11 protein-coding genes are annotated in these 13,065 nt (G+C 59.9%); 6 read left to right on the forward strand and 5 right to left on the reverse strand.

What is annotated here, in order from left to right; all coding sequences use genetic code 11:
* Positions 1-141: 141 nt before the first annotated feature.
* Positions 142-825, forward strand: a complete 684-nt coding sequence (locus ASB66_RS09170; RefSeq protein ID WP_060719256.1) for an ArsR/SmtB family transcription factor — start codon at positions 142-144, stop codon at positions 823-825.
* Between the two features lie 39 nt (positions 826-864).
* Here ASB66_RS09170 and ASB66_RS09175 read toward each other — a convergent pair whose 3' ends face one another.
* The 4 genes from ASB66_RS09175 to thrC form a co-directional block, all read right to left on the reverse strand.
* Positions 865-3,822, reverse strand: a complete 2,958-nt coding sequence (locus tag ASB66_RS09175) for a sensor domain-containing phosphodiesterase (RefSeq protein ID WP_234612719.1) — start codon at positions 3,820-3,822, stop codon at positions 865-867.
* A complete protein-coding gene (locus ASB66_RS09180; RefSeq protein ID WP_015915188.1) occupies positions 3,819-4,433 on the reverse strand; it encodes a GNAT family N-acetyltransferase in 615 nt (204 codons plus the stop codon). Before ASB66_RS09180 ends, ASB66_RS09175 begins: the two co-directional genes overlap by 4 nt.
* A gap of 138 nt (positions 4,434-4,571) precedes the next feature.
* A complete protein-coding gene (locus ASB66_RS09185) occupies positions 4,572-5,876 on the reverse strand; it encodes a M16 family metallopeptidase (RefSeq protein ID WP_060719068.1) in 1,305 nt (434 codons plus the stop codon).
* A gap of 20 nt (positions 5,877-5,896) precedes the next feature.
* Entirely contained in the window at positions 5,897-7,294 is a 1,398-nt protein-coding gene (gene thrC, locus ASB66_RS09190; protein WP_060719067.1) for a threonine synthase, read from the reverse strand.
* Positions 7,295-7,592: 298 nt separating this feature from the next.
* On the opposite strand from thrC, the gene ASB66_RS09195 reads away from it, so the two are divergent.
* On the forward strand, positions 7,593-8,228 hold the full coding sequence (locus ASB66_RS09195) for a hypothetical protein (protein ID WP_234612717.1): 636 nt from the start codon (positions 7,593-7,595) through the stop codon (positions 8,226-8,228).
* Positions 8,229-8,406: 178 nt separating this feature from the next.
* A complete protein-coding gene (locus tag ASB66_RS09200) occupies positions 8,407-9,333 on the forward strand; it encodes a diacylglycerol/lipid kinase family protein (protein WP_060719066.1) in 927 nt (308 codons plus the stop codon).
* Between the two features lie 37 nt (positions 9,334-9,370).
* Here ASB66_RS09200 and ASB66_RS09205 read toward each other — a convergent pair whose 3' ends face one another.
* Entirely contained in the window at positions 9,371-10,060 is a 690-nt protein-coding gene (locus ASB66_RS09205; protein ID WP_060719253.1) for an HAD family hydrolase, read from the reverse strand.
* 154 nt (positions 10,061-10,214) lie between these two features.
* Here ASB66_RS09205 and ASB66_RS09210 point away from each other — a divergent pair, with 154 nt between their 5' ends.
* From ASB66_RS09210 to ASB66_RS09220, 3 genes are all read left to right on the forward strand, one after another.
* On the forward strand, positions 10,215-10,883 hold the full coding sequence (locus ASB66_RS09210) for a GntR family transcriptional regulator (protein ID WP_060719065.1): 669 nt from the start codon (positions 10,215-10,217) through the stop codon (positions 10,881-10,883).
* Positions 10,884-10,987: 104 nt separating this feature from the next.
* Entirely contained in the window at positions 10,988-11,419 is a 432-nt protein-coding gene (locus tag ASB66_RS09215) for a DUF1284 domain-containing protein (protein WP_060719064.1), read from the forward strand.
* A 184-nt stretch (positions 11,420-11,603) separates the two neighbouring features.
* Entirely contained in the window at positions 11,604-12,737 is a 1,134-nt protein-coding gene (locus tag ASB66_RS09220) for a site-specific DNA-methyltransferase (RefSeq protein WP_060719063.1), read from the forward strand.
* Positions 12,738-13,065 lie beyond the last annotated feature (328 nt).

Genomic DNA, 13,065 nt, shown 5'->3' on the forward strand with positions numbered 1-13,065 from the left:
ACTTTCTATCGGGACGGTTTGATGCGCCTTGGTAGCCCAATCTCTGGCGACAATGCTTCGGCCATAGCCGAAGTGTTGCATGATGACAGTCTGTCTTCAGCGGCCTATAGTGAGGCCATGTCGAACATCGCATCTGGAAACATGCTGGCTGAAATTGCCGCCCTGATGGGCGATCCAGCCCGCGCCAATATGCTGATCGCCCTGATGGGCGGGCAGGCTTTGACTGCGGGCGAGCTGGCGTTGCATGGTGGTGTCAGCGCCCAGACCGCCAGCGGCCATCTGTCCAGAATGGTCGAAGGCCGTCTGCTGTCGGTCGAAAAACAGGGCCGTCACCGTTATTATCGTTTGGCGGGACGCGCTGTCGCTGCGACCATGGAGACGCTGATGTCGCTTGCCGCCGATGGGCCACGGCGCCTGCATCCGGTCGGCCCGAAGGACTTGGCGCTACGCTCGGCGCGCAGCTGTTACGATCACATCGCCGGTCGTCTCGGCGTGGCGCTGGCCGATGCCTTGCAAACCAAGGCCTATATCGAGCTGGGGGAGGAGGCTGTGACGCTGACGCCACCTGGCCAGCAGTTTTTCTGCGATTTCGGCATCGACCTTTCTCCATCCGCCCCCCGCGGACGGCCGTTCTGCCGCACCTGCCTCGACTGGAGCGAGCGTCGCCCGCATCTGGCCGGACGGCTGGGCGCGGCCATACTGGACAGGATGCTGGAAATGGGCTGGGTGGCACGCCAGCCACAGGGCAGGGCGCTGCGGATCACGCAGGCCGGACAGCAGGGCTTTCGGGCGCAATTCGGGGTTACGGAAGACTGGATGGCGTGAAGAAAACCAGGGTCTGAACAGCACCGCCCTCCGGTATAATCAAGCCCGCTTTGCCCGCTGTTGCTGGTCTTTCAAAAGACGCATGACCGCTTCCGGGCCGACCGGAGCGCCGTAAAGGAAGCTCTGGCCGTAATGGCAGCCCATCTGCGCCAGTTCGTCGCCGTCATCCTCGCTGGCTATGCCTTCCGCCACGACATCCATGCCCATGTCCTTGGCCATCCCGATCACCGAGCGCAACAGGATATTGCGGCGCTCGCTGGTGTCGGTCACCAGTTCCCGGTCGAGTTTGAGCGTATCGAAGGGAAAGCGGGTCAGATAGGACAGTGAGGAATAGCCGGTGCCGAAATCATCCAAGGCGAGACTGAGCCCGATATCCTTCAGCTTTTCCAGCACCAGCCGTGCCTGTTCGGGATTTTCGACCACGACGGATTCGGTCAGTTCCAGTTTCAGCCGGGCCGGATTGCAATTGACTCGGCTGAGCAGGCTGCGGATATCGGTATAGAGCGTGTTGTTGATCAGCTGGGCGCTGGACAGGTTGACGGAGACGAAAATCGGCATTTCGCCCGTCTGTTTCTCCCATTCGACCAGATCCGTTGCTGCCCGCTCCAGCGCGAACATGCCGAGTGGCATGATAAGGTCGCAGCTTTCCGCCAGGGGGATGAATTCGGAAGGGGAGATCGTGCCGCGCTTGGGATGCTCCCAGCGCATCAGCGCTTCGAAACCGGCCAGTTCCTCGTCCTCCAGCCGCACAATCGGCTGATAGACCATGGTTAGCTCACCACGCTCGACGGCGCGGGCAAGTTCAGTTTCCAGTTGCAGCTTTTCCGAGACAGTGCCCCGGAAGGCCGGGCGGAACGGCTCTACCTTGTTGCCGCCGCCGCGCTTGGCGCGGTACATGGCAAGCTCGGCATCCGACAGTAGTCCGGCGGCGCTCTCCTGCTGGTCCACCCAGGACACCAGGCCGATGGAGGCCGTCAGGTTGATTTCGCGATTGGCGAAACTGATCGGCACCATGATCGCCTTGCTGACCGCATCGGCGAAATCAGCGACCTTGGCCGGGTCGCGCTCGGAAATCAGGATCAGGCCGAACTGGTCACCCGAAAGCCGGGCCAGCGTATCCTGCGGCTTCAACAGGCGGCGTAGCCGCCGGGTCAGCGCGATCAGAATATTGTCTCCGGCGGAAATGCCGAGCATATCGTTGACCCGACCGAAATTGTCGATGTCGACGATCATCACAGTCGGTCGCACCGTATCGGCGGTGGCGGTCACGGTCAAAAGCGTCTGCAAACGGTCCAGAAACACTTCCCGGTTTGGTAATCCGGTGAGATTGTCGTTGATCGCATCCTGCAACAGCCGGTCGACGGTGTTTTTCTGTTCGGTGACATCGGCAATCGTGCCGATGCAGCGGATGATTTCGCCGTTGGCTCCTAATACGGGTCTGGCGCGAATATGCAGCCAGTGGAAATGCCCGTCATCGGCGCGGATGCGGAATTCGTGGTTCAGCCGCCCGCGCTTGTGTTCCAGCAGCACATCCAGCGTGGCGCGAAACCGGTCGCGGTCATCGGGGTGCAGGCTGGGGATCCAGTTGCGGGCAGCCCCGTGCAGCGCGCCGTGGCTAAGACCCAGCCGGGTGGAAATATCGGGAATGGTCACCACCCGGTCGCGGGCCACATCCCAGTCCCAGACAATGTCGCCAGCCCCGGTCAGCGCCAGGGATTGCCGCTCCAGATCGGAAAACAGACCCTGGTTATAGCCGCCGCCCGCAAAGGCGTGCTGCATGACGGTAAAGCCGATCAGCAGTACGATCAGCACCAGCGCGCCGCCATGGGCAGGTTGGATGATGTCATTGGATAGCCGCCCGGTCACCGTCATCCAGCCGGCAATCAGCCAGACGATGATCAGCGTCCAGGTCGGCACCAGCAAGATGGCGCGGTCATAGCGGTTGAAGCCGAGATAGACGATCAGCGCGATCCCCGCCGTGGCCGTCAGCGCAAAGGACAGGCGGGCAATGCCGGCGGCAATCGACGGATCGTAGATTGCCACGCCAAACAGCAGCACCAGGCCCAAGATCCAGGCAAAGGTCGCGTAGCCGAGGTTCACATGCCAGCGATTGAGGTTGAGATAGGTAAAGAGAAAGATCACGAAGCCGGACGCCAGACCCACTTCAGCCCCGGCTCGCCAGATCTGCTCGCTATGGGTGGTGATGCTGATCAGTTTGCCAAGGAAACCGAAATCGACGCAGATATAGGCAAGCACTGCCCAGGCCAGCGAGGCCGCAGCGGGCAGCATGGATGTGCCACGCACCACGAACAGAATGGTCAGGAACACCGCCAGCAGGCCGGAAATGCCCAGCACGATGCCGCGATAGAGCGTGAACGAGTTGATCGTATCCTTATAGGCATCCGGCTCCCACAGGTAAATCTGCGGCAGGTTTGGCGTGGCCAGTTCGGCAACGAACGTCACCACCGCGCCCGGATTGAGAGTGATGCGAAACACGTCCGCATCGTCGCTCGGCACCCGGTCCAGCGAAAATCCTTCGCTGGGGGTAATGGAAATGATCCGCTGCGAGCCGAGATCAGGCCAGAACACCTTGGAATTGACGAGACGATAGTGCGGCGCGACAATCACTCGCTCCAACTGCTCGTCGGACACATTGGCGAGCGCGAACACCGCCCAATCGCCCTGGTGCTGCGGCGAAGAGGCGCGCACTTCGATGCGGCGCCGGATACCATCGGCGCCAGCGGCCGTGGAGACCTGAAACGCCTCGCCTTGGTTAAGATGGATTTCCGTCGTCGCGGTCAGGTCGAGCGCGGTATCGTCACGCGAGATTTTCACCGGTTCGGCGGCATGGCTCACGCCCGCGCCAAACCCCGTCAGCGCCAGGACCAGGACGAGGAGGCCAGCAGCAAGCCGCAACAGGCCCGGATTGGATAAGGCCTGTTTCCGCTCAAAAAAACGCTGGGAATTGGCCCCTGATGAGTATCTGAATATATTCATGAATAGAGTTTTTTGCCGGAAACGGCACCAGGTTCCGCCAGAAGCGAGTAGATCGCATGATCTCTCCACTGTCCGTTGATGTTCAAATATCCGCGCAACAGACCTTCCCGTTCAAAACCGGCCCGCTCCAGCAGCCGGATGCTTTTATCATTGTCAGGAATACAGGCGGCTTCGATACGATGCAACTCAAGTTCCTTGAAGATATACGGTTTTGCCAATTGAAGTGCGGCAAACATATGGCCTTGGCCAGCGAAACGTTCGCCCATCCAATATCCGATCATACAGGCCTGGGAGACGCCACGCCGGATCAGGCCGATGGTCAGCCCGCCCATCAGCACAGCGTCGCTTTCGCGAAACAGAAAAAACGGCACGGCCAATCCACAGGCATATTCCTGGGCATTGCGCATGACACGCGATCGAAAGGCGCTTTCGGTCAGCTCGTCCGGACGCCAGAGCGGCTCCCAGGGCTGAAGAAAGGCCCGGCTTTCAGACCGCAACCTGTACCATTGATTATAATCGCCATTGCGCGGCAGCCGCAGCAGACGTGTTCCGTCACGCAGTTCAGGCCGTTCCGGCTGGCGCGACAGAAACCCGAACACAGACCGCGTCATTTGTCATACCCCCACCCAAACAGTTACGGTTCCCACTCCACCGAATGCAGGAGGAATTGCGGGAACCTGCTGAAAGATATGGCTCAAGCCGAAGGGCTAGCCCAGCTGCCAGTCCATCAGCCGGATTGAGCAATCGCCTCAGCCACGCGCCGCCTTCAACACCGTGTCGCGCGATCCCGACAGGGCGGAAAGAATGTCTTCCATGGGCGCCAATTGTTCGAGCGGACCGATGGCTGACAATGTCGGCGGGTTGCCATCGAAGAACAACCGTCCGGCAAGATCCGTCAACCGGTCGACGGTAATGCTTTCCAGCCGTTCCATCAGTTCCGGATTGGAAATCGGCCGACCATAAAGCATCATCTGCCGGGCGATCTGTCCGGCGCGGGCCGCAGGGCTTTCCTGACCCATCAGCAATTGCGCCCGGATCTGGGTGCGGGACCGGTCGATTTCCTGCTGCTCGATCCGCTCTGCCGATTTGCGCAGCTCTTCGATGATGACAGGCACCAGTTCCGGCAGGTTTTCGCCGCCGGTCGCGGCATGAATGCCGAAAATGCCGGTATCGGAAAAGCCCCAGTGAAAGGCATAGACCGAATAACAGAGACCGCGAAATTCGCGTACTTCCTGAAACAGCCGCGAGGACATGCCGCCGCCGAGGATATTGGCCAGAATCTGCGAGGCGTAGAAATCGCGCGCATGATAGGCGCGGCCCTCGAAACCAAGCAAAAGCTGGGTGTCCATCAGGTCGCGGCTTTCGCGCACCTCGCCGCCGGTATAGCGGGCAGGGGTGATCAGCGGCGAGACGGCAGGCTTGGTGCGCAGCGTGCTGAAACGGTCTTCCACCTGGCGCACGAAGCTTTCATGGTCGACGGCGCCAGCCGCCACCACGAACATCCGGTCGGTGGTATAGTTGCGGGCAAGATAGGTGCGGATCTGATCGCTGGTGAAGCCATCCACGGTCTGCGGGGTACCGAGAATGCCGCGCCCGACGATCTGGTCACGGAAAGCAGTTTCGGCAAAACGGTCGAAGACGACATCATCGGGCGTATCGAAGGCCGCGCCGATTTCCTGCAGGATCACATGCTTTTCACGGATCAACTCTTCGTCATCGAAGGCCGAATCAGTGAGGATGTCAGCAAGAATATCGACGGCCAGCGGCACATCGTCCTTCAGAACCCGGGCATAATAGGAGGTTGTTTCGGTCGATGTCGCGGCATTCAATTCGCCGCCGACATTCTCGATTTCCTCGGCGATCTGGCGGGCGCTACGCCGTTTGGTGCCCTTGAAAGCCATGTGTTCGAGAAGATGGGCAATGCCATGTTCCTCGGCGGTTTCATCGCGCGAACCGGATTTGACCCAGACGCCCAGCGCGACGCTTTCCAGATGCGGCATTTTCTCGGTAACGACCGTCAGCCCCGAAGGCAGGCGGGTGCACTCAACATTCATGGTCTATCTTTCCGCGTTTCTTAAGCACCGGCGCGCGAGTGAGCGGAGATGAATGCCTCCACCACATCGAGCTCGCCAGCAAGGACGTCGAAACGCTCCTCCCTATCCATGAGATCAGCAAGCCACGTCGGAAGCGCGGGGTCAATACCCGATGCCGATTTTACCGCCGCCGGAAATTTGGCGGGATGGGCGGTGGCCAGCGTCACCATCGGGCTTTGCGGCTTTTCGAATTTCGATGCGACCACCACGCCGCAAGCCGTATGGGGATCAAGCAGATAGCCGGTTTCAGCCAAAGTGGTGGCGATGGTCTTGGCGACCTCCTTTTCCGTGGCGCGTCCGGCCCGGAACAGTTTTCGGATGGTTTTGAGCGTGTCCGGCTTGATCTCGAAAGCGCCGGATTGCTTGAGGGACGCCATCTGCGAACGGATCTCGCCAGCATTGCGGTCGCTGGCTTCAAACAGCAGGCGCTCGAAATTCGACGATATCTGGATATCCATTGATGGCGAGCTGGTGGCCATCACGCCGCGCATCTCGTAGCGACCGGTTTTCAGCGTGCGGGCCAGGATGTCGTTGTCATTGGTGGCAATCACCAGCTTGTCGATGGGCAGGCCCATTTCGCGCGCCACATAGCCCGCGAAAATATCGCCGAAATTGCCGGTTGGCACGGTGAAGGATATTTTGCGGTCCGGTCCCCCCAGAGAAAGGGCCGCGGTAAAATAATAGACCACCTGGGCCATGATCCGTGCCCAGTTGATCGAATTGACGCCGGATAGCTGCACCTTGTCGCGAAAAGCGACATGGTTGAACATGGCTTTGACTAGGTCCTGGCAATCGTCGAAATTGCCTTCGATGGCCACCGCCCGGACATTCCCGGCCTTGGATGTGGTCATCTGCCGCTGTTGCACGGGCGAGACCTTGCCCTTGGGAAACAGGATGAACATGTCGATATTATCAAGTCCGGCAAAGGCATCGATGGCCGCCCCGCCGGTGTCGCCCGAGGTGGCCCCGACAATGGTGGCGCGCTGTCCGCGCTCGCGCAGAACGTGATCCATCAGCCGGCCAAGCAATTGCATGGCGACATCCTTAAAGGCCAGCGTCGTGCCGTGGAACAGTTCAAGAATATAGGAATTCGGCCCGGTCTGCACCAAAGGCGCGACAGCAGGATGGCGGAAGGTGGCATAGGCGTCATGGATCATCGCCTGAAGGGCATCATCCTTGATTTCGCCGTCCACGAAGGGTTTCAGCACGGCGAATGCGACCTCCTGATAGGTCTTGCCACGCAGCGCCCGGATGTCGCGCTTGCGCATTTTCGGCCATTCGCGGGGCAGGTAAAGGCCACCGTCACGGGCAAGGCCTGCCAGAAGCGCGTCGCAAAAATTGAGAGCGGGCGCCTCGCCGCGAGTGGAAATAAAGTCCATGCCAGTATCCTCGGTCTAAAGGTCATGCCCGGTCTAAAGTTTGATGGCCGCCACAATGATTCAGAGTCTTGCCGATGCTTTGCCGAAAATTGCAACAAAGCACGCGCTAGCTGATCGATTTTTTGCCACGTCGCTGGTATAGACCATCGCCAACCGATAAGGAAAGGCTGATTACGGGAGATTTTCCTGTTTCCAGCCGCATCCTCCACGCGGTGAGACGAAGTCATGATGCAGAAGGTGTGACCCGGTGTTTCAATCTATAATGCGCGGCTCGTCCGCCCCATCTCAGGTTAATAATTTGGCTCAGGTTAATAAGTCGGCTCTGGTTATTGTTCCGGTCCTGGCCGTTTTTCTGGCCGGTTGCAATACCAGCGGCTCCGGGGCCAGCTCCAGTTCCGGCGCCAGTGGCGGCGGCCTGTTCAGCTCTAATGCCACGACATCGGTCTCCGGTGCCGCCACGGCGGGCGCCCCGGCAGCGTCTTCTGGCGCTGTGGTTCAGGCCGTCTGCCCGAAAATCTCGCTGCGTGACGGTACCTCCTTCTACCGCACCTATGCCAAGTCGGGGTCCAAGGACCCGCAGGACGTGGTGTTCCAGGCCTCGCTTGCCGAAACCACCCGCGCCTGCACCCAGTCCGACACCACGCTGACCGTCAAGGTCCAGGTGGCGGGTCGGTTGGTGGCGGGTCCGCAGGGTCATGCCGGATCGATCAACATGCCGATCCGGGTTGCCGTTGTCGATGGCGATACGGTAGTGTCCTCGGAACTGGTGCCGTTTACCGCCAACCTCGCCAGTGCCGATCAGCCGGCCCAGTTCCTGTTTAGCCGCGATATCACCATGGCTGCCAATGCCACGGCGGCGACGCAGATCTTTGTCGGCTTCGATGAAGGTCCGGCCAAGACCACGGGCAAGCCATCCGGCAAAAAGCATAAATAAGCCTGTCAGGCACGACAGCGCCGCGTCACCTATGGTGCTCGGCGCTGTCGCTCTTTCTGTGTGTTGAGCATTTCAGCAGAAGCGCGAAACGGTTTTGTGTTCGCAAATACGTAAAAACAAGGACGCCGCACGCTCTTGATGTTTTCATGAATAGCGGCGCGGCAATGGTAGGTCCGGCATGAGGGTCACGGTCATTCGCAATCCTGTGGCGGGCGGTGCTCATAGATGGCCTGCCACGGCCCGTGCCCTTGCGGAGATTTTTCCCGGCTATTCGCTGGTCGAAACCGTCAGGGGTATGACGGGTCCCCAGGTGCGCGCCGCTGTCGCGCCGGAAACCGATCTGGTCCTGGCGGTGGGTGGCGATGGCACGGTTGGCCAGGCTGTGGACGGTCTGCTGACGTCGCTTTATCCACAAACCGCCTTTGCCTTCCTGCCGGGCGGCACGGGCGCGGATTTTTCCCGCAATTTTGATTGGCCCGCGACGACCGAGCGCCAATTGCAGGCGATTGCTACGGCCGCCCCGCGCCGTATCGATGTCGGGGTTCTGCAAAGCCATGTGGGCGGTGGCGAGGTGAAGACCACGCATTTCATCAATGTCGCCAGTACCGGCGTCTCGGGCGAGATCGTCGCGGCGATCGAGGCAAACCGTGGCCCCTCGCGTCTGCCGGCTTTTCTGCGCTATCGGCTGATGTCATTGGTGCGCATCGCCCGCTACAGGGGCGCATCCCTGCGTATCTCAGTGGATGGAAAGCGCGTTTATGACGGCGCGGTTCTTGTGGCCGCCGTTACCAATGGCGGCTGGTTTGGCGCCGGTGTGCGCGCCGCGCCGCAGGCTTTGCTGGACGATGGCCAACTCGATCTGGTCTTTGCGCGCCATTGCGGGGCCATTGGCAATCTGAAGATCTTTGCGGCTTTCGCGAATGGCAGTCACGCGAATTTGTCCGCGATCAAAACCCATCGCGGCCAGGTGATCGACATTGAGCCGCACGGCAAGATCCCCATGGCCGAGGCCGATGGCGAAGTGATCAGGCCCGGCGCATTGCGCTTCAGCATTCTGCCGCAGGCGCTCACCGTTCGCCTCCCACCCGCTGTGGCGCCTGGGTGAATGAGCGCTGACGCTTTCAAAAACCTGGAAACAAACTCTAGATCACATGGTCCCATTCGGCCATGGCGGCAATCACTGCTGGCAGGTCCATCATCCGGGCGATGACGGTTTCCGCACCGGCTTCGGTCAGGCGGTCGGCATGGGAGGGATAGGTGTGGGACGCGCCGGTAAAGCCGACGACCCGCATGCCTGCGGCGCGGGCGGCATGGACGCCGTGCACGCTGTCTTCCACCACCACGCAATTTTGCGGCTTGACGTTGAACTGGGCGGCGCCATGCAGATAGATATCCGGCTTCGGCTTGACCCGGTCAGCGCCGAGATCCTTGGCGGAATAGACATGGGGTGCGAAAAATTCCTTGAGGCCGACCTTGGTCAGCATCATGTCCAGCCGCTGGGACGACGAATTGGAGCAGATGCAGCGCGGCCCTTGCAGACGTGACAGGGCGTAGGTGACTCCTTCCACCAGCTTGACCTCGCGGGCCAGCCGCTGGTCCAACAGGGCTTCCGACTTGTCGATAAGGCTGGCCGAGAGCGGAATATCCACTTCCTTCTCAATGGTCATCAGGATGTTTTTCCAGGTCATGCCGGAAAATCGCTCGCCCATTTCCTCGACGGAAATCGGATAACCGGCCTCGGTCAGCAGCTTGGATTCCACCTTGGCGGCAATGATTTCGGAATCGACGAGCACGCCGTCACAATCGAAAAGGGTGAGGTCGAAGCCAGCCATGCTCATCATATCCTGTTGTCGGGGGAAATGCCTGACTACACGATACGGAGGTAAAGAACAATTGCGCAGATCTGCCGAATGTTCATGGTCCAGATGTTCAGGGCAGATCTGCGTCTCTCTCGACAAATTTTCCCCTTCAGCCTAATCAGGAGACATGAGCAAAGCCAAGGACGACACTATAGCCGCGAGGATTGCCCGCGTATTGGCGCAACGCATCGTGCATGGAGAACTACAGCCCGGCATTCGGCTGGCACAGGACCATATTGCCGAGGAATTTTCGGTAAGCCAGGTGCCGGTGCGGGAGGCGTTCCGGCGTCTGGAGGCGCAGGGCCTGGTCGTCAGTCTGCCGCGCCGCGGGGTCCGGGTGGCGAGTTTCGATTTGAAACAGGTGCGCGAAGTGGCGGAAATGCGCGCCGCCCTTGAAGTGCTGGCGCTGAAGCATGCCGCTCCGCATCTGACACCCGCGCTGCTGGACGAAGCGGAAGCCGCGACCTGCGCCTGCGACCGCGCCGACAATGTCGAGGACTGGGAGGCGGCCAATCGACGCTTTCACCGCCTGATCGTTTCCACCTGCGATATGCCGCGCCTGCTGACTGCCATCGATGACTTGCATGCGGTCAGCGCTCATTTCCTGCTGGCAGGCTGGCAAAGTGGTTGGGAGCGCCGCACCGATCACGATCACCGCGCCATCCTGGATGCCTTGCGCCGCAACGCCGTCGGGGAAGCGACGGCCATCCTGGAGCGGCATGTGCAGTGGATTGGCCGGGCGCCCGCGCCACGTCGCGGTGAGCCGCAGCCGGAGCGGTTTGCGATTGTCGGATGATGATGCGTGAGCCTGCAAAAACGATCGGTAAAACGACAAACGTGTTGAGCAGGCTGAAAAGCCCAGCGCAACCTATAAAGCCCAACGAATGAAGGATTAATGCCATGACGGTGCGGCTGCGCGGTCATCATCTGCTCTGCATGCTGACCTTTGTCGGTGAAGGCTATACTGCCGACTTCGTCGCCAATTATCGCCGCGTCGCTGCGCGGTTGACCGACGGTGAATCTATTGAGATCGTCGATGGCCCCGATGATCTCTGTCAGCCCTTAACCCATTCGCAAACGGCTCATTGTTTTCGTGACAGCGTGCTGGAACGCGACCGGAAAGCCAGGGATGCCGTGGCCGAGCTTTTGTCTCGCCCGGTGGAGACCGGCACAATCATCACCCCGGATGCCTCTCTTTTGGCGCGGTTGCGCGCCGCCTTTGCCACGGGGTCGGTGCGGTCTGCCTGTCATGACTGCGAATGGTCGTCGCTCTGCGATGGCATCGCGGCTGAGGGTTATAGCGGAGCGCTGGTGAATCCGCCCGCGGCTTGATCGCTCACCTCGGGATCATCCGTCTTCGAATTCCCTGGCCGTTGAGACCTGACAAGAGGCAATCTGGCTGTCGACCTGAAATTGCATGGAAATTTAAGCTCACCGTTCAGCATTTGGTAACCAAGTTCGGTAACCATAGGCACTGTTCAATATGTGCTGCGTCAGCGTAACCAGTGAGTATTCCATGGCCTCTGTTTTCCCGCTCGCCGACCTTCGTCGCTCCAACGATCCCTTCGCCTGGATGAACAGTATCATCAAGGGCGACTGTGTTGCGGCTTTGGAGGCTCTGCCGGATCAATCGGTGGATGCGATCTTTGCGGATCCGCCGTATAATCTGCAGTTGGGGGGCATGCTCCACCGGCCGGACCAGTCTGTTGTCGACGCCGTGGACGATGCATGGGACCAGTTCGCCTCATTCGAGGCTTACGATGCCTTCACACGCGCCTGGCTGCTTGCCTGCCGGCGCGTGTTGAAGCCGCATGGCACCATCTGGGTTATCGGCTCCTATCACAATATTTTCCGGGTTGGCGCGACGCTTCAGGACCTGAATTTCTGGATCCTGAATGATATCGTCTGGCGCAAGACCAACCCGATGCCAAATTTCAAGGGTCGTCGGTTTCAGAACGCCCATGAAACGATGATCTGGGCCTCGCGCGATGCCAAGGCCAAGAGCTATACCTTCAATTACGATGCGCTGAAGGCCTCCAACGACGACGTGCAGATGCGTTCCGACTGGCTGTTTCCGATCTGCTCCGGCGGCGAGCGTCTGAAGGGCGAGGACGGCAAGAAGATCCATCCGACCCAGAAGCCGGAAGCCCTGCTGGCCCGGGTCATCCTGGCCTCGACCAAGCCCGGTGATGTGGTGCTCGACCCGTTCTTCGGCTCTGGCACGACGGGTGCCGTTGCCAAGCGTCTGGGCCGCAATTTCGTCGGCATCGAGCGTGAGCAGGACTATATCGACGCCGCTTCCGCCCGCATCGACGCTGTCGAGGCACTGGGCAAGGTGGAACTGACCGTGTTGACCGGCAAGAAATCCGAGCCGCGCGTCGCCTTCAATACGCTTCTCGACAGCGGTCTTTTGCAGCCCGGCCAAGTGCTGACCTGTGAAAAACGTCGCCATAGCGCCATCATCCGCGCCGATGGCACGCTGGTTTCCGGCACGCAAGCCGGTTCCATCCACCGCGTCGGCGCCCAGGTGCGTGGACTGGATGCCTGCAATGGCTGGACCTTCTGGCACTATGAGGACGCAGGCAAGCTGAAGCCGATCGACGACCTGCGCAGCCTGGTGCGCGCCGGCATGGGCAAGTTGGCGGGATAAGCTTATCGTGCCGGGTCGGCGCAGACTTTGCTGTCCTTACGATTTCTTAATCATCGGCGCCGATGCTGACTATCTTCGTCGGTTTTTGTATTCAGTCCCGATGAAAGTGACAATGCCCGGCCCGGTTTCCGCGCCGGGCATTTCGGTCCTAGGTCAAGCGCTTATATAGTAACTTTTGCGATAGATTTATTTTGCAATATCTTCAAGTTGCAGATGTGCGTTTAAGATAAATTAGATATCTAATTATAAGCACTTAACGGCTATTCTCGAAGCCTTAAACAGGTTCGGACAAGTCTGCCGCTTTATTTCCCATTTTCAACAGATGGGA

The organism is Gillisella vitis, assembly GCF_001541345.2.
GTDB classification, from domain to species: domain Bacteria; phylum Pseudomonadota; class Alphaproteobacteria; order Rhizobiales; family Rhizobiaceae; genus Allorhizobium; species Allorhizobium vitis.

Excerpts from the sequence above, each read along its gene's own strand:
- ASB66_RS09220 (WP_060719063.1), top strand. The coding sequence starts at position 11,604 with ATGGCCTCTGTTTTCCCGCTCGCCGACCTTCGTCGCTCCAACGATCCC.
- ASB66_RS09180 (WP_015915188.1), bottom strand. The coding sequence starts at position 4,433 with ATGACGCGGTCTGTGTTCGGGTTTCTGTCGCGCCAGCCGGAACGGCCT.
- ASB66_RS09210 (WP_060719065.1), top strand. The coding sequence starts at position 10,215 with ATGAGCAAAGCCAAGGACGACACTATAGCCGCGAGGATTGCCCGCGTA.
- ASB66_RS09200 (WP_060719066.1), top strand. The coding sequence starts at position 8,407 with ATGAGGGTCACGGTCATTCGCAATCCTGTGGCGGGCGGTGCTCATAGA.
- ASB66_RS09185 (WP_060719068.1), bottom strand. The coding sequence starts at position 5,876 with ATGAATGTTGAGTGCACCCGCCTGCCTTCGGGGCTGACGGTCGTTACC.
- ASB66_RS09215 (WP_060719064.1), top strand. The coding sequence starts at position 10,988 with ATGACGGTGCGGCTGCGCGGTCATCATCTGCTCTGCATGCTGACCTTT.
- thrC (WP_060719067.1), bottom strand. The coding sequence starts at position 7,294 with ATGGACTTTATTTCCACTCGCGGCGAGGCGCCCGCTCTCAATTTTTGC.
- ASB66_RS09205 (WP_060719253.1), bottom strand. The coding sequence starts at position 10,060 with ATGGCTGGCTTCGACCTCACCCTTTTCGATTGTGACGGCGTGCTCGTC.
- ASB66_RS09175 (WP_234612719.1), bottom strand. The coding sequence starts at position 3,822 with ATGAATATATTCAGATACTCATCAGGGGCCAATTCCCAGCGTTTTTTT.
- ASB66_RS09170 (WP_060719256.1), top strand. The coding sequence starts at position 142 with ATGCTGGCTGAAATTGCCGCCCTGATGGGCGATCCAGCCCGCGCCAAT.